At 71.6% G+C, this 15,253-nt stretch carries 14 protein-coding genes; 8 read left to right on the forward strand and 6 right to left on the reverse strand.

The features are described from left to right. The first annotated feature begins 9 nt into the window (after positions 1–9). Both D7Y04_RS01540 and D7Y04_RS01545 read left to right on the forward strand, forming a co-directional pair. The gene (locus tag D7Y04_RS01540) at positions 10–1,416 is read left to right on the forward strand and encodes an MATE family efflux transporter (RefSeq protein ID WP_120598290.1); all 1,407 of its coding nucleotides are present in this window, start codon (positions 10–12) and stop codon (positions 1,414–1,416) included. A gap of 107 nt (positions 1,417–1,523) precedes the next feature. After that, on the forward strand, positions 1,524–2,165 hold the full coding sequence (locus D7Y04_RS01545; protein WP_171809508.1) for a LysM domain-containing protein: 642 nt from the start codon (positions 1,524–1,526) through the stop codon (positions 2,163–2,165). A 94-nt stretch (positions 2,166–2,259) separates the two neighbouring features. On the opposite strand, the gene D7Y04_RS01550 is transcribed toward D7Y04_RS01545, so the two are convergent. From D7Y04_RS01550 to D7Y04_RS01560, 3 genes are all read right to left on the reverse strand, one after another. Beyond that, positions 2,260–2,973: an esterase family protein gene (locus tag D7Y04_RS01550; RefSeq protein ID WP_120598289.1), complete on the reverse strand. Its 714-nt coding sequence runs from the start codon at positions 2,971–2,973 to the stop codon at positions 2,260–2,262. A gap of 62 nt (positions 2,974–3,035) precedes the next feature. Then, positions 3,036–3,746 carry a YqiA/YcfP family alpha/beta fold hydrolase gene (locus tag D7Y04_RS01555; RefSeq protein ID WP_120598288.1) on the reverse strand — a complete coding sequence of 237 codons (711 nt, stop codon included), beginning with the start codon at positions 3,744–3,746 and terminating at the stop codon, positions 3,036–3,038. A gap of 20 nt (positions 3,747–3,766) precedes the next feature. After that, entirely contained in the window at positions 3,767–4,387 is a 621-nt protein-coding gene (locus D7Y04_RS01560; RefSeq protein WP_120575720.1) for a hypothetical protein, read from the reverse strand. Between the two features lie 45 nt (positions 4,388–4,432). Between D7Y04_RS01560 and D7Y04_RS01565 the strand changes: the two genes are divergently transcribed. After that, positions 4,433–5,587 (forward strand): AAA family ATPase, encoded by a 1,155-nt coding sequence (locus D7Y04_RS01565; protein ID WP_120598287.1) that lies wholly within the window; start codon positions 4,433–4,435, stop codon positions 5,585–5,587. 53 nt (positions 5,588–5,640) lie between these two features. On the opposite strand, the gene D7Y04_RS01570 is transcribed toward D7Y04_RS01565, so the two are convergent. Next, positions 5,641–6,111 carry an SRPBCC family protein gene (locus D7Y04_RS01570; RefSeq protein ID WP_233601226.1) on the reverse strand — a complete coding sequence of 157 codons (471 nt, stop codon included), beginning with the start codon at positions 6,109–6,111 and terminating at the stop codon, positions 5,641–5,643. Between the two features lie 145 nt (positions 6,112–6,256). On the opposite strand from D7Y04_RS01570, the gene D7Y04_RS01575 reads away from it, so the two are divergent. Genes D7Y04_RS01575 through D7Y04_RS01585 form a run of 3 tightly spaced genes read left to right on the forward strand, consistent with a single transcriptional unit; the run spans position 6,257 to position 11,546 of the window. Continuing rightward, on the forward strand, positions 6,257–6,718 hold the full coding sequence (locus tag D7Y04_RS01575) for a hypothetical protein (protein ID WP_121758103.1): 462 nt from the start codon (positions 6,257–6,259) through the stop codon (positions 6,716–6,718). Then, entirely contained in the window at positions 6,715–8,532 is a 1,818-nt protein-coding gene (locus tag D7Y04_RS01580; RefSeq protein ID WP_121758104.1) for an LpqB family beta-propeller domain-containing protein, read from the forward strand. Before D7Y04_RS01575 ends, D7Y04_RS01580 begins: the two co-directional genes overlap by 4 nt. After that, positions 8,529–11,546, forward strand: a complete 3,018-nt coding sequence (locus D7Y04_RS01585) for a bpX6 domain-containing protein (RefSeq protein WP_147477017.1) — start codon at positions 8,529–8,531, stop codon at positions 11,544–11,546. Before D7Y04_RS01580 ends, D7Y04_RS01585 begins: the two co-directional genes overlap by 4 nt. Before the next feature lie 9 nt (positions 11,547–11,555). On the opposite strand, the gene D7Y04_RS01590 is transcribed toward D7Y04_RS01585, so the two are convergent. Further along, positions 11,556–12,242, reverse strand: a complete 687-nt coding sequence (locus D7Y04_RS01590) for a response regulator (RefSeq protein ID WP_120598282.1) — start codon at positions 12,240–12,242, stop codon at positions 11,556–11,558. A 190-nt stretch (positions 12,243–12,432) separates the two neighbouring features. Between D7Y04_RS01590 and D7Y04_RS01595 the strand changes: the two genes are divergently transcribed. Then, positions 12,433–12,693: a hypothetical protein gene (locus D7Y04_RS01595; protein WP_120598281.1), complete on the forward strand. Its 261-nt coding sequence runs from the start codon at positions 12,433–12,435 to the stop codon at positions 12,691–12,693. 109 nt (positions 12,694–12,802) lie between these two features. Continuing rightward, positions 12,803–14,728, forward strand: coding sequence for a PAS domain-containing sensor histidine kinase (locus tag D7Y04_RS01600; RefSeq protein ID WP_233601227.1), 1,926 nt, complete (start codon positions 12,803–12,805; stop codon positions 14,726–14,728). On the opposite strand, the gene D7Y04_RS01605 is transcribed toward D7Y04_RS01600, so the two are convergent. Next, positions 14,722–15,108: a response regulator gene (locus D7Y04_RS01605; protein ID WP_120598280.1), complete on the reverse strand. Its 387-nt coding sequence runs from the start codon at positions 15,106–15,108 to the stop codon at positions 14,722–14,724. The two genes, D7Y04_RS01600 and D7Y04_RS01605, sit on opposite strands and share 7 nt — an antisense overlap. Between the last annotated feature and the right edge of the window lie 145 nt (positions 15,109–15,253).

The raw sequence follows: 15,253 nt of genomic DNA on the forward strand, positions 1-15,253 counted from the left end.
GGCCCCGTCATGCCGCCCGAAGCCGTCGAGCCCTCCGTGTCGTCCTCCCCCCCGGCCCGCGGCGCGAAGGGGGAGCTGCGCGCCCTGCTACGGCTGGCGATTCCCCTGTGCATCGCGCAGGCGGGCCAGTCCTTGATGGGCGTGACGGACACCTTCATCGTCGGCCGGGCCGGTACGTCCGCCCTGGCGGCGGTGGGCCTGAGCCACGCCCTCTTCTTCGCCGTCAGCAGCTTCGGCATGGGGCTGATGATGGGCGTGGACCCGCTGGTGTCCCAGGCGATTGGCGCCGGCCACCCGCTCCGCGCTCGGGACGTGCTCTGGCAGGGCGTGTGGCTGTCCGCCTTCGTGGGCGTGGTGCTCTGGGCGGTGCTCATCACCGTGCCAGCCGGCCTGCCATGGGTGGGCGTGGCGGAGGAGCAGATCGTCCAGGTGCGCGCCTTCCTGCACTTCCGAGCGCCCAGCCTGCCCCTGATGCTCATCTTCCTCACGGTGCGCGCGTACCTGCAGGCCATCGGGACGCCCCGGCCGCTGGTGGTGTCCGCCGTGCTGGCCAACATCATCAACGTGATGCTGGTGCCGCTGTTCGTCTTCGGCGGCGAGTCATTGCCCGAGTGGGCGGGACCGCTCACCCGCGTGCCGGCCATGGGCGCGGCGGGCGCGGCGCTGTCCACGCTCCTGTGCACGGCGCTGGAGGTGCTCATCGTCGCGCGGGCGGTGCAGGCCATCCCCGTGCCGGGCACGCCGTCACGCCGGCCGGCGAAGGCGGATCAGCTGCGGGCGTTCTGGGTGGGGTTGCCCATTGGCCTGCACATCGCGGCGGAGGTGGGCGTCTTCGCGCTGGCGGGCGTGCTGTCCGCGAAGCTGGGGCCGGAGAGCGTGGGCGCGCATCAAATCGCCATCTCCTTCGCCAGCCTCACCTTCACCATGGCGCTGGGCATCGGCAACGCGGGCAGCGTGCGGGTGGGCTGGGCCGTGGGCGCGCATGACACGCCGCAGGCCCGCAGGAGCGGGCTGATGGCCTTCGCCACGGGCGCGGTGGCCATGTCGCTGAGCGGGCTCGTGTTCGCGCTCTTCCCCCGGAGCCTGGCGACGCTGGCCGGAGCGCCTCCGGAGGTGCTGCCGCTGCTGCTGCCCCTCCTGATGGTGGGCGCCATCTTCCAGGTCTTCGACGGCGTGCAGGGCGTGGGCGCGGGCGTGCTGCGCGGCGCGGGACAGACGCGCTTCACCTTCGTGGCCAACATCGTGGGCCACTACGCCGTGGGTCTGCCCCTGACCCTGCTCCTGGGCTTCCACCTGGGCATGGGCGTGCTGGGCATCTGGTGGGGCCTGTGCGCGGGGCTCATCACCGTGGCCGCCGCCGTGCTGTGGCGCTTCTGGCGCGTCAGCGCGGGCACCCTCCGGCCCCTGGAGGGCTGATGGAGGTTGTTGGGGTGTAAAATTCCAGTGTGGGGAAAAGTTCCAAGAATCTAGGAAACGGCCGCAACCTGGATCTGGAAGCCCCGACAATTGTCCCAGGAGCCTACATGTCCAACTACCGCATCCGTCCTGGCGACACCCTCTCTGGCCTGGCCGCTCGTTTCGGCACCTCCGTGCAGAAGCTGGCGCGCGACAACAACATCTCGAACCCGGACCTCATCTTCTCGGGTCGGACGTTGCGCGTCGGCCACTCCGGCCGTGACAGCTTCGACGCGGGCGGTGGCCGTCAGGGCGTCCGGGGTGGGCGTGGCGTGGGCGGTGGGCAGGACGTGGGCGGCCCGATGGGCGTGGCCCCCACCGGCGGGACCGACAAGGGTCGCCGGTTGGCGGAGGCGGCGCGCGCGGCGGCCATGGGCATGGGCGGCTACAACAGCCAGGGCCTCTGCGCCACGGGCGTGAGCCGGGCCATCCGCAACTCCATGGGCATCGGCGTGTCGGGCAACGGCAACCAGATCGACAACAACCTGCCGCGCGACAAGTTCCGCCAGGTGAACATGTCCCTGGAAGACGCGCTGAAGATTCCGGGCCTCGTGCTCACGTGGGAGAGCACCTCCACGCGCCTGGGCAGCATCTACGGCCACACGGCGGTGACGCTGGGCGACGGCCACTCGTCCGCCAGCGACTTCATCGAGCGCAACACGACGAACAACGGCCGCTCGGGCTTCAAGGTGTTCATGCCCATCGAGTAGCCCTCCGGCTCCTCACGATGGCGCATCACGAAAGCCTCCGGGTCCTTCCGACCGGAGGCTTTGTCGTGTCCCGAGTCCGACGACCGCCGCGACTTCAGGCCGGCAGGTACTGGCGGATCATCCGCCGCCACACGGGCCAGTCGTGGGTGCCGCCGTCCCAGATGGACAGGTCGTTGCCGACGTCCTTCTGCCAGAGGACCTTGGAGAGGTTCTCGTTGGAGGGGCGGCAGAAGTCGTGCTCGCCCACGGCCAGGGTCATCTCCACTCGGCGCAGGGCGGACAGGCGCCCCAGGTCGTGCAGGTTGGGCAGCCACTGCGGCGCGGTGTGGAAGTACACCTGTTCGTCGTGGTGGCCGTCCAAGAAGTCCTCCGTCTCGAACTTGCCGCCCATGGAGATGAGGCGCTGGAAGACGTCCGGGTGGCGCAGGCCCACGTTGTACGTGTGGAAGCCGCCCAGGCTGCACCCGGCGAGCGTGAGGCGGCCTCCGGCGGCGCGGCCCTTCGCGAGCGGCACCACCTCATGCAGCAGGTAGTCCTCCCACTGGGCATGGCGGGCCACGCGCACGGCGGGGGCGACGTCCTTGTTGTACCAGGACTCCTCATCCACCGAGTCCACGCACACCACGACGTAGCGGCCCGCAGCGATGCCGTCCGCGATGGCGCTGATGAGGCCGAAGTCCTCGGCCTGGAAGAAGCGGCCCTTGCTCGTGGGCACCAGGATGACGGGTTCCCCCGAGTGCCCGTACAGCAGCACTTCCATGTCCCGGTTCAGCCGCGGGCTGTGCCAGCGGTGGTATTCGCGGTTCATGGCCGCCACCTTACCCGGCGCGTTCGCGGCGCGAATACGACCGCCGGGCGGACGCGCACCGGTCAGCCGCCAGTGAACACCTGCCGGGGTTGCTCCACACCTCTCCAAGGGGTGAGGAAGGCATCCGCCTCCTTCGCGATGAGCTCCAACGAGGCGGTCAGCTCGTGGCCGTCATCCACCTCCACCAGCCGGACGTGGCGCTTGCCCTGGGCCCACTCGCGCGAATAGCGAACGTCGCAGGTGTCGTCCTGGCGGCCGTGGATGATGAGGGTGGGCACGCGCACGTCGGGCCAGGGGCCGCGCTTCGTTTCCATGAGCTGGGCCTCCTCCATGACGCCGTGGTGCACGCGCGTGCGGCGCTTCTCCGCGTGGTCAGCCGTCTCCAGGTAGCCCGTGCGCTTCCACTCCGCCCAGGCGTTGGGGCCCAGGCGGCGCTGGAGCTGCTCCACGAAGTGGAAGGCCGGGGCCAGCAGCACCAGTGCGCCCACGCGCGCGTCCTGCTCCGCGGTGCGCGCTGCGACGAGCCCGCCCATGCTGGAGCCGATGAGGACAGCGCGGTCATGGGGAGCGCCCAGCGCGTCCCGCACGGTGTCCAGCATGGTGTGCAGGCTCAGGTGCTCCAGCGACGGCACGCGCAGGTTGAGGCGCTCCAGTGCGATGCCCTGCTTCGCCCAGTGCGCGTCCAGCCAGACGCCCTTGGCGGAGAGGGGGCCGGAGGCGAAGCCATGCAGGTAGAGCCAGCGGGGAGCAGGGGTGGGGGGCGGCGCGTTCATGGGCGCGCACTGTACCCGCGCTAGAAGCGCAGCACGGGTCCGGCGACGATGCTCTGGAGCGGTTTGGAGCACATGTCCACGCTGACGCCCGCGCTGGCGCTGGTGTCTTCCGCGGCCTTGGTGAACTTCACGTCGCAGAACTGGATGGCGGTGGCGATGGAGATGCCCCACCGGTCGGAGATCCAGCCGTCCAGGCCCACGCGGAAGGCCATGCTGGTGACGTCGAAGTCCTCGCGGCGCAGCTGGCCCAGGCTGTCCGGGGTGAAGGGCTGCGACCAGCTCTTGGCCAGGCGCGCGCCCACCCACGGTGTCACTGGCTTGTCGCCGAGGAAGCGCAGGCGGGCTTCCAGGCCCACGGCCGTGTAGTCCAGTTGCACGCGGCTCATCTCGGAGGGGTTCTGGGCCTCGGCGAACTGCTGGCCCCAGGTCTGGGTGGTCTCGAAGACGACGCCCAGGGACAGGCCGGGCGGCGTCTCCACGGCGAGCCAGGCCTGGAGGGCGGGGCCCTTGGCGCGCCAGTCGCTGAAATGATCCAGGGTGATGCCCGCGCCCAGGGAGGCATAGCCGTGCCACCCGTCCGCGACCGCTGGCCCCGAGCACAGCACGCCCGCCAGGGCCAGCCACTTCCACTTCGTATCCATGCCGCCACTGTATGCCGGACCGGGGGCGAGGCTAGGCTTGCGGGCATGTCCGTATCTTTCGAGGTCGCGGCGGCCGAGGTCCGCGACGCGCTCACCGACGCGAGCCGGGGGCTGGTCGAGCGCGAGGCGATGGTGGAGTTGGTGGCGCTGTCGGCGGTGGCGGGCGAGCACCTGCTCGTGGTGGGACCGCCGGGCACCGCGAAGAGCGAGGCGGTGCGCAGGACGGCGCGCGGCCTGGGCGGTGCGTACTTCGAATACCTGCTGGGTCGCTTCACGGAGCCGTCTGAAATCTTCGGGCCGGTGGACCTGCGCAAGCTGCGCGAGGGGCTGGTGGAGACGGAGACGGCGGGCATGTTGCCGGAGGCGGAGGTGGCCTTCCTGGACGAGGTGTTCCTGGGCTCCACCGCCATCCTCAACACGCTGCTGGGCCTGCTGAACGAGCGCACCTTCCGGCGCGGCCACACGCGCATGCAGTGCCCGCTGCGGGTGTGCGTGGGCGCGTCCAACGCGCTGCCGGAGGACGACGCGCTGGCCGCGTTCGCGGACCGGTTCCTGGCGCGCATCTTCGTGGAGCCGGTGCCGGATCCGCGGCTGGAGGAGTTGCTGGAAGGAGGAGCGTCGCTGTGGGCGGACGCGGCGCCGCGAGTGGCGTCGCTTGCGTCCCTGGACGTAGTGGCGCAGGCGGCGAGGCGCGCGGACCTGGGGCCGGTGCGGCCGCACCTGGCGCAGGCGCTGCGGACGCTGCGGGCGGCGGGCATCGCGCTGTCGGACCGGCGCGCGGTGAAGGTGCAGCGGTTGGTGGCCGCCGCCGCGGCGCTGGCGGGGCGGACGACGCCGGGCGTGGCGGACCTGTGGCCGCTCGTCTACGCGGTGCCCACGAAGGAGGCGCAGGCGCTGGCGCGCGATGTGCTGCGCGACGTGCTGTCCGCGTCGGAGAACCTGGCGCTGCCGGCCGCGGCGCTGGAGGCGAGCGCGGGGCCGTTGGCCCGGGCCCAGCGCATCGCACAGGCAGGGCATGTGTTGCTGGAGTCGCGGCCCGTGGACGTGGACGCGGTGGCCGCGTGGCGGCTCAAGCTGGAGGGTGTGGCTCGCGAGATGGACGCGGGCTTCGCTCCGGAGGCACTGCCGGAGACGCTGCGTGCGTTGCGTGGCGCGGTGGCGGCGGTGCTGGCGGAAGAAGCGAGCACTCGCGCGGCGTGACGCTGGTGGCCTCTCCTGTGGAGCTGCTTGCCCCGACGGCACTGAAGGTGCCGTTACGCTGAGAGAGTCTGCTCGACGTAATTCGCGAGCTTCTCCAGGGACATCCGCCAGCCGAGCTCGTTGTCGGCGGGTGGCACGCCGGGTGGCAGACCTTCGTGCACGGAGAGTAGGTCGGTGCCTCCGTCTTGCGCGTCGGTGAGCGTGAACGTGATGATCATCTCTCCTTGCATCGCGGGGTCGGAGGTCTCGAACTCGGTGGTTTCGATGACCTGTTCGTCCGGCACGAGCTTCACGAAGCGGCCGTGATGCGTGTCCGTGTGCGCGGTCGTCTTGCCGGTCTCCGTGGGCGCGTCGTAGGTGAGCGAGATTCGGAACGCGCCTCCTTCGCGCGGTTCGAAGACGTGCACCTGACTCGTCATGCCGTCGGGCACCATCCATGTCGCCACCGCGCGGGCGTCAATCAGGGCGCTGTAGACGCGCGAGCGGGGGGCTTTCAGGTGGTGGTGGATCCGGGTCGTGCTCATGCTCGGGAGCATGGGCAGGGGCTTCGGTGCTGTACAGCTCGAGTCCGGGGGGCTGTCGCGTGTCGGTCCCTCTGTTGGGGCTGACGCCCGTTCGTTAGAGTGCCAGGGTGATCAACGGGCGTGGGATGCGCGGGAGCAGGGCGTCATGAGGCCGCCTCTGGAGCCGGTCGTCGCGGGACTTCCCGTGCGCTGGCGCCCCCGGGCCCTGCCCCTGGAGCCCGTGGCCGTGGCGGGCGTTGGTCCCGTGGCGCTCTCGCTGGGACACCGCGCTTCGCGGGCGGAGGACGCGACGCTTGCATCGTGGACCGGTGTCGCGGGACCGGACGTGCTCGTGCTGCTGGGGGTTGCTGCTTCGCTGCCCTGGGTGGATGGTGCGGTGTACCTGGGCCGTGACCCGCTGGCGCCCGCGCTGCTGTTGCCCTGTGCGCTGGAGCCGGATGTGGCGCCTTCGCTGCTGGAGCGTGCGCTGCTCGCGGGGCAGGGCGATGCGCCTCTGGTGGTGCTGCCCGCGTCGGGAGTGCTCGTCTCAGTCGCTGCGGCCAAGCCGGTCGCACGCGCTTCGCTGACCGTGTGGCTGTCCGTCCCGGCCATGGAGGCCGCTTCGTGACGACCGCGCTGCCTCCCGCGCTGCGCCCCTGGGCGACGCAGCTGTCCCTCTTCCCGAAGGACCTGGCGCGGCACTTGGGAGCGCATGTGGCGCGGCTGTCGGCGGCGGTCGGAACGCTGCGGCCTCGCGGTGAGGCCGAGGGCGGTGAGCCTCAAGGCTATGACGGTCTCTCCCGACGAGGGCCTTTCGATCGGCTGCTCGTCAGTGAGTGGCTCTGGGCATTGGAGGCACCGGAAGAACTGGTGCGCCGCGCGGCGTTCGGCGAGTTGTCATTCCTCAAGCCCGCGTTCCATCAGCCGCAGGGGGCTCGGCGCACCGTGGTGCTGCTGGACGTGGGACCGGATCAGCTGGGCCTGCCGCGCATCGCGCACCTCGCGCTGCTGGTCGTGCTCGCGCGCCGCGCGGAGGCCGTGGGCGCGGCGTTCACCTGGGGTGCGCTCCAGACCGAGCCCGCTCACGCCACCCATACGGGCCTGGGCGGCACGTCGTTGCTTGCGTGGCTGACCGCCCGCTCCACCACGCCCGCATCGTCGCGACACCTGGCCGCGTGGCGCGAGGCGCTGGAGCTTTCAATCGCGCCCGAGGACGTGTGGCTCGTGGGCTCCTCGCGCCTGGGGCGTCTGGAGGGCGCGGAGGGGATGTCCAGCGTGGAGGTCTCCGAACCGATGGAGCCCGGCGCGCACCGGCTCGACGTGGACGTGCGGCCCGCGGGCCGTGTTCCCCGCTCGGTGGTGCTGGAGCTCCCGCCTCCGGCGGATTGCCTGCGCCTGCTGCGCAATCCCTTCGCTTCCAATCAGCAGGCTTCCGGGGGGATGCCGCGCAAGGCCGACCGGCGGATCGTGAAGTTCTCTTTCTCCGGCGATGGCCGGCGCGTGCTGCTGTTCTCCGCGAACGGCGCCGTCGAGGCCATGGCGGTGCCGCATTCTCCGCGCGCCACCGTGCCCAAGCCCCGGCGCGTCCAGGTCCCTCGAGGGCAGCAGGTAATCGCGGCGGGGTGGCGCTCCTCGGGTGGGTTGCTCGTACTCGCCAGTCACCTGGACGGCTACGTGATGCACGGGCAGGTACACACGCCGCAGGGACTCCGGAAGGCGCGCTACCACGCAGCGGATGACAGCAAACAGCCAGCCCTCGCGCCGGGGGCGCTCCCGGTGAGCCTCGTGAGCTGGGTGAATCCGCGTGGGCAGGAATACCTGTGGTTGAAGGACGGCAAGGGCCGGCTGTTCTCGCTGGCGCCTCCGTCGCCGATGGGGACCTCGGCGCTGAGCCTGGAGGAGGAGGCGGTCTCTTCCATGGCGGAGGTGCACTCACTCCCGCTTTGCGTGCTGCGGCCCCAGAACCTGGGAGCGGGGCGCGCGATCATCTCGCGGCTCAAGGTGCTGGGCGAAGAACCGGCACGATTCGTCCCCATCAACGCGCGGCACGGGGATGCGTACTTCGGCTACTCGCCGTCGGGGGCGCATCCCGAGGCAGGGCTACTCGCGGCGCGTGACAATGATTCAGACTGGAAGCTGTTCCTGGACACCGGCGTGTCGGTCATCACCGTGCCAGAGAGGCACCGCGTGGTGGGCGTGGTGCAGCCTCCCGTTCCGTCCCCGCCCGGACTGATCGCATTGCATCCGGAACAACGCGCCTTCACTTTCTTTTCGAGCCAGGCGTCCCGGACGCTCGCGGTGGCCAGTGGTCCCGTGGTGCAGGCCGCGGCGAGCCACGGGCAGCCGGTGTTGGGATGGCTGACGCAGGCAGGCGAGTTCGTGTTGTGGGACCTGATGGAGCAGGCGGTGTTGTACCGCTCCGTCCCGGAGGCCACGTCGTGAGCACCGTGGCCGGAGTCGTGCGTCCCCGCGCGCAGGTGCACCGGGGCACCGTGGTGGTGGCGGCCTGGTGGTTCCACTCCGGACTGCTGGGAGAGGCCGAGGCACGCCGCCGCGTGCTGGCCGCCTGGAGTCCAGGCGCCACGGTCTGGGCGCTGGCGGGAGGCCATCTGCTCAAGCTGGCGACACCGTGCAAGAGCGCGGTGGGGGCCGCACCCGGATTGCCGCTGGTGCTGGAGTCCGGAGTGCTCACCAGCGCGCCGCTGAGCCCGAAGGAGCGCGAGCGATTGGCGCCTCCGCCGGGAGCCGTCGTGCTGGTTCACGAGGGCATCGCACGGATGTACGGGCCCGGGGCGCTGCGCCAGGTGGATCCGGGGGCGTGGCTGGACGTCTCGGAATGGCGGCGTGTCCAGGTGAAGGGTCTGGGTGCGCCGCCTCCGCCCCTGAAGGTCGCGCTGGATCCGCTGCCTCCGCCTACGCGCGCGACGTTCGGACCGAAAGTGCCCGCACTCGCGCCCGAAGCGGAGCGCATGCTGGCGCGCATGGCGGGGCGGGAGGTCCCGGTGGTGCGAGAGGGCTTCTTCGCGCGGCTGCGGCGGGCCTTCTCCCAGAAGCCCGGTGAGGCAACGCTTACCGTCCGTCGCGAAGGCTTGCTCGAGCGGCTGCGTCAGGCATTCCGTCCACGGCCGGAAGGCTCGCGCGATGGCGCGGTGGCCGTGCACCGTGAAGGATTCTTCTCACGGTTGCGCCGTGCCTTCCGCACGGAGCCTCAAGGCGCGCCGGGCAGCACGTTGAGCATGCGTCGCACGGGATGGCTCGATCGGTTGCGGAGCGCGTTCTCCTCGAACGCGGCTCACACCTCCGCCACGGGCACGGGCGCAGAGGCCGGTTGGTTCTCACGCCTGCTCGCCGGAATGCGCGCACGCAACGGCGCCACGGCTTCGCAGCGCTCACTGCCCACCGGTACCCGTCCCGCCGAACCCGAAGGCCCGGGCGCGCTCGAGCAGCTCAAGGAGTGGATGCTCCGGAACACGCCCCTGGGGCAGCTCGTGGGACGGCGCAAGGGAGACTACCTGCGCCACCTCTTCGAACTCTTCGAACAGGGCAACCTCGACGAAGCCCTGCGCCACGCCATTCCCCTGGGCAAGGACCCGGACGCACGCGCGAAGCTCGCGCTCGGAGTTCCCGGCCCGCGCGAAGAGCTGCGCATCCAACCCCGCGGCCGGAGTGGTGCCGCGCAGTCGTTCGGCGGAGGCCCCGCCGTGTTCGAGGCGCTGCGCGAGCGCTACCGCGAGACATTCCGCCGCCTGGAGCGCGAAGGCCGCATCGACGAGGCAGCCTTCGTCCTCGCCGAGCTGCTGGAAGCGGCCGAGGAGGCCGTGTCCTTCCTGGAGCGCCACGGTCGCTTCCAACTCGCGGCGGAGCTCGCCGAGGGCCGCAACCTTCCGCCGGGCCTCGTGGTGCGCCAGTGGTTCCTCGCGAAGGACGTGGAGCGCGCGGTGGCCATCGCACGGCGCTCGGGCGTGTTCGCGGACGCCGTGCTGCGCCTGGAGAAGACGCATCCCGCCGAAGCGCAGGCCCTGCGCATGTTGTGGGCGGAGTCGCTCGCGGAGGCCGGAGACTGGTCGCGCGCGGTGGACGCCGTGTGGCCTGTGTCGTCCGCGCGCCACCTCGCACGTGGCTGGGTGGAGCGGGGCATCCAGGCCGGCGGCACGGGCAGCGCGAAGCTCCTGGCGCGCCTGGCGCTCGAGTTCCCGGATGGCTTCGGCGCCGCGCGCGACGACATCCAGATACTGCTCTCGGATGAAACCCCGACACGCGCTCCGGAACGCCTGGCCTTCGCCACGGAGCTGCTTCGCGCGGACGCCTCCGATGCCCGGAGCGCGCTCCTCGTCCCCACCGTGCGCTCGCTGATGCGCGACGAGGTAGTGGATGAGCTCCCCTCCAACGCCAGTCTCCTCCAGCAACTGCACGCCCTGAAGGATCCGGCACTGGCCGCCCTGCGCACGGACCTGCCAACGCCGCGTGCCTCGCAACGGAGCCCCTGGTCCGAAACGCACGACCTGCCGCACGTACGCGTGTGGATGGACCGGAGCCACGCGGGCGCCCACGCCGTGCATGACGCCGTGGTGCTGCCGGGCCGGCGCGTGCTGCTCGCGCTGGGGGAGGCGGGCGCGCGGCTGGTGGGCCCGGACGGACGCACGCTCGCGAGCTTCGACGTGCCGGCGTTCTCCCTGGTCCTGTCCGCGCAGGGAAACCGCGCCCTCGCGCTGGCTCGCCGGGGTGACCTGTGGCGCGTGTCGCGGCTGGACCTGGTGGAGCGCCGGGCCACACGCTGGTGCGACCTGGAGCTGGATGCGTGGGCCCCCACCTACGATGGGGAGCGGTGGTTCACGGCCGTGCGCGACACCGTGAGCATGGTGGACACGCTCGCCGCGGAGCCGCGCTCCCTGTGGCGCGTATCGGAGAAGGGCGGCGTCGTGCCGAAGCTGGCCGTGGACGCGAAGCACCTGTCCTTCCTCGTCATGCACCTCACCCCGGAGCAGGACTTCGAATACCTGGATCGCTGGTGCTACGAATTGCCGGGCGGCCCCACCTTGCGCGGGCGCTCGAACCTGCCGGCTCCGTGGGGGACGCCGGACGTCTTGGTGCTCACGCCCGACGGCGAGGCGATGGCCGGGCGCATCGCGGTGCCCGCGGGCGAGGAGCCCGGAGCGTGGACCTACGTGGCCCCCATCGTCGCGCGGCGCTTCCACCGCCCGGCCCAGCGGGCCGAGGAGCGCGCGGGCGAGGTGCTCTCGCTCTCGTGGCGCGTGACGCGCTTCCAGAAGGGCGAGCTGCACACGGCCGTCCTGCGCACCGTCGCCGACCACGCCCGCGTGACGGTGGAGTTCTCCGGCACTCCGCCCCAGGTCGTGCGCCTCACGGAGGACTGGTGCGTCGTGCACGACCTGCTCGGCCGCGTGGTGTGGCTGGACCTGTACTCCGGCGAGGTCCACCGCGTGCCGGTGGTGTGAACCTCGACGTCAGGTCCAGCGCATGTGGCTGGGCACGATGACGATGGTCGCCGTCAGGGCGCAGGCCGCGTCGTCCACCACCAGCACCACGCGCACGCCCTCCACCGTCACCAGCAGCGAGGGCTGCTCGCTGTGCAGCGCCATCAACCACGACGACGCCAGGGGCAGCTCCGAGGCCGCCAGCTCCGAGGCGCGCAAGAGGTGCACGCGCACCGAGTGACGGACCGGGGCCGGCAGGGCGTGCAGCGCGTAGAGCGACTCGTCCGTCAGCCGCAGCGCGTACGGCACGCGCGGGGGTTCCTTCGGACGCCCGGGCAGCTCGCGCAAACGCTCCGCCAGGGCCTGCACCAGCGCCTCCGGCTGCTGCGGCTTGTGCAGGAAGCCCACCACCCCGTGCAGCGGCACGTCCGGAGCACCTCTCGCCGAGGACATCAGCATCACCGTCAGGTGCTGCAGCCGCGCGTCCGTGCGCAAGTGGCCGTACAGCTCCCATCCATCCAACCGGGGCAACACCAGGTCCAGGAGGATGAGGTCCGGGTGCTGCGCGCGCGGGCGATGACGCAGCCAGTCCAGCGCCTCCGCGCCGTCCGCCACGGACGACACCACGAAGCCCGCTTCACGCGCAGCGCGGCCCACACCCTCGCGCCATGTCCGATCGTCCTCGACGAGCAACAGATGGTGGACGCCGAGGGCCATCCCTCCATTTGACTCGCTTTTCCTTGGTTTCTTGAAGTGAACCCAGGGTCTAGTGGGCTCCCCAGCGTCGCCTGTCTGACAGTGTGCCCCGACGACTGTTCCCTCCAGACGCCCACCGTCTGACCGCTCGCATCACCGTGCCACTGTCATCTTGCAGTTGAGCTGTAGATGCGCACCCTTCGCGGCGCTCATGGCCTACCGCTGCCAGCTGGAATCCCCGGTGGTGCGCACGCTCACGGCGTGTACGCCCGCGGTGCGTGAGCGGCTTCAGGCGGAGCTGGGGGCGCTCGCCAGCCGGATGCCGGGGCTGCCGGTGCCGCCGTCGGGGCGGGAGGGGGCGACGGTGCTCGCCTGCGGTTTCCAGGTCCGCTACCGCGTGGAGCCGGGCGCGGGGCTCCTGCGGCTGACCGCCTTGTTGCCGCTGGGTCTGGTCCGTTCGCCTTCCTCCTGACACGTCGTCAGACGGTCCTTGTCGCATGAGAAGCGGGGGCCTAAGTCGGAGGTGACCTCCTCTTCTTCCCGGATGCACCCCAGGCCCCTTCGCCCGCGAGCCTCGCACCGTGTCCCTGACCCTGGCCGACTTCCTCTTCCAGTCCCGTGACGTCCTGCAGGACGCGTGGCTCCACGAAGCCCCGGGCTCTGGTGACACCTTCACGCACGGGCTGTCCGCGGTGGCGGCCCGGATGTCGAACCCGGACGCGCGCGTCTCCGACGCACTGGCGCGCGAGCTGTCGCTGCTGGTGCAGGGCTCCGACGGGCACCCCACGACGACGAACTTCCGGCGCCTGCGCGACACGGTGCTGCGGCTGTGGCGCGAGCGGGGCGGCGGGGGCTCGGGCGACGAGGAACAGGTGGAGCGCTTCCACGACGCCGTGGACGCGGTGGAGGCCGCGGCGCTGGAGGCCCATGTCCAGGCGCGGATGCTCGCGTCGCGCGAGGCGGCGGAAGCGGCGCGCGAGCAGGGCGCCCCGGACGCGTCCGGCCCCCAGCGCTGGGAGGACATCTTCACGCACCTGGGCGTGGGCGTGGCGGTGATGGCCGCGGAGGACAGCACGTTCGTCGCGGCGAACCCCGCGCTCGCGCGCATGCATGGACAGCCCGCGGAAGCGCTCAAGGGCTTGCGGCTGGAGGACCTGGTCGCGCCCGAGTCGCGGGGCGCGCTGCCCCGGCACATGGCCGCCGCCAGCTCCAAGCCGTTCCACGAATACGAAGCACTGCACATGCGCCGCGACGGCAGCCGCTTCCCCGCGTTCGTGCACGTGACGTCCTTGAGGGACGCCACGGGACGCCGCGTGGGCCGCGCCGCCACGGTGCTGGACATCACCCAGCGCCGTCATGCGGAGACGGAGCGGCAGCGCCTGCTGGCCACCATCGAGGCGGAGCGCGCGCGGCTGGCGGCGGTGTTGGATCAGCTCCCCGCGGGCGTGCTCATCGCGGAGGCGCCCAGCGGCCGGCTGCTGTTGGGCAACCGCGCGCTGGAGTCGCTGCTGGGGCATCCGTTCCGGCCCTCGGCCAGCCTGGCGGACTACGAGTCGTCGCATCAGATGTTCACCGCGGACAACCAGCCGCTGGCGGACGACGCGTGGCCCATGGCCCGCGCGCTGCGCACCGGTGAGACGCGCCAGGCGGAGCCGCTCCAGGTGCGCCGGCCGGACGGCACCACCGCGCACCTGCTGGGCTCCAGCGCGCCCGTGCGCGACCGGGACGACCACATCGTCGCGGGCGTCGTCACGCTGGTGGACGTCACCGAACGCCGCCGCGCGGAAGAGGCGGCGCGGGAGGCGGCGCAGTTCGGCGAGCGGCTCATCGCCATCGTCAGCCACGACCTGCGAAACCCCCTCAACGCCATCCAGCTGTCCGTCACCAAGCTGATGCACGGCGACGCGCTCCAGGAGCGGGACCGCAAGGCGGTGTCCCGCATCGCGCGCTCCGGTGAGCGCATGGCGCGGATGATTTCGGAGCTGCTCGACTTCACCCGCAGCCGGCTGGGCGGCGGCATCCCGATTGAGCGCGTGCCCGGCGACGTGCGCGCGGCGGTGCGCCAGGCGGTGGAGGAACTGGAGGCGGCGTGGCCGGAGCGCTCGCTGACGCTGAACGTGGGCCCGGGCCGCTACGACGGCGCCTGGGACGCGGGCCGGCTGCTGCAGGTGGTGAGCAACCTGGGCGGCAACGCGCTCCAGTACAGCCCGCCGGACTCATCCGTGCGCTTCACGCTGTCGGACGCGGACGCGCACGTGGTGCTGGAGGTGCAGAACGGCGGAGACCCCATTCCGCCGGACATGCTGCCGCGTCTGTTCGACCCCTTCCGGCGCGGCGCGGGCAGCAACACGCACGGCGGCCTGGGGCTGGGGCTCTACATCGTCGAACAGGTGGTGAAGGGCCACGGAGGCCGCATCGAGGTGCGCTCGCGCGCGTCGGAAGGCACCGTCTTCCGCGTGCTCCTGCCTCGCGAGCCGGCGCAGCCCGCGACGCCGCCGGCTCAGTAGGCGGCGGCTAACTGCGACTGCGCGGAGGAGCGGAACGGCTCCAGCGCGCGCATCAGGTCGTCCAAATCCAGCGGCTTGGGGATGGACGCCCGGATGCCCTGGGGCACGGGGCGGGTGGCGCCCGCGCCCGACACGACGATGACGGGCAGGTTCGCGAGGCGCGGCTCCTTCTGCACGCGCTCCATCAGCTCCCAGCCGCTCATCACCGGCATCATCAAATCCAGCAGCATCACGTCCGGGGTGGGGCCGCGCCTCAGGCGCTCCCAGGCGTGCAGGCCGTTGCCGGCGACCTCCACGGCGAACCCTTCCAGCGTGAGGAACTCCTCCAGCATCTCACGGCTGTCGACATGGTCTTCCACGAGGAGGATGAGGCTTCGCATGGCTTCCGGGAGCCTCCCCCCGTCCGGCCCCGTCCGATAGACCCCGTGTCCAGGGAACGTCCAGCCCTGGACGATAGGCCATTGGCACTGTGAGGCCCGCGCCACTCGGGGTGCCTTGGAGGGCAGGCGGCCGAGGCCATCCCCG

Source organism: Corallococcus sp. AB038B (assembly GCF_003668955.1).
Taxonomy (GTDB): Bacteria; Myxococcota; Myxococcia; order Myxococcales; family Myxococcaceae; genus Corallococcus; species Corallococcus exiguus.

Coding starts and splice junctions, on each gene's coding strand:
- D7Y04_RS01560 (WP_120575720.1), bottom strand. CDS start 4,387: ATGGATACGAAGTGGAAGTGGCTGGCCCTGGCGGGCGTGCTGTGCTCG.
- D7Y04_RS01555 (WP_120598288.1), bottom strand. CDS start 3,746: ATGAACGCGCCGCCCCCCACCCCTGCTCCCCGCTGGCTCTACCTGCAT.
- D7Y04_RS01545 (WP_171809508.1), top strand. CDS start 1,524: ATGTCCAACTACCGCATCCGTCCTGGCGACACCCTCTCTGGCCTGGCC.
- D7Y04_RS01570 (WP_233601226.1), bottom strand. CDS start 6,111: ATGAGCACGACCCGGATCCACCACCACCTGAAAGCCCCCCGCTCGCGC.
- D7Y04_RS01565 (WP_120598287.1), top strand. CDS start 4,433: ATGTCCGTATCTTTCGAGGTCGCGGCGGCCGAGGTCCGCGACGCGCTC.
- D7Y04_RS01605 (WP_120598280.1), bottom strand. CDS start 15,108: ATGCGAAGCCTCATCCTCCTCGTGGAAGACCATGTCGACAGCCGTGAG.
- D7Y04_RS01540 (WP_120598290.1), top strand. CDS start 10: ATGCCGCCCGAAGCCGTCGAGCCCTCCGTGTCGTCCTCCCCCCCGGCC.
- D7Y04_RS01575 (WP_121758103.1), top strand. CDS start 6,257: ATGAGGCCGCCTCTGGAGCCGGTCGTCGCGGGACTTCCCGTGCGCTGG.
- D7Y04_RS01595 (WP_120598281.1), top strand. CDS start 12,433: ATGGCCTACCGCTGCCAGCTGGAATCCCCGGTGGTGCGCACGCTCACG.
- D7Y04_RS01590 (WP_120598282.1), bottom strand. CDS start 12,242: ATGGCCCTCGGCGTCCACCATCTGTTGCTCGTCGAGGACGATCGGACA.
- D7Y04_RS01550 (WP_120598289.1), bottom strand. CDS start 2,973: ATGAACCGCGAATACCACCGCTGGCACAGCCCGCGGCTGAACCGGGAC.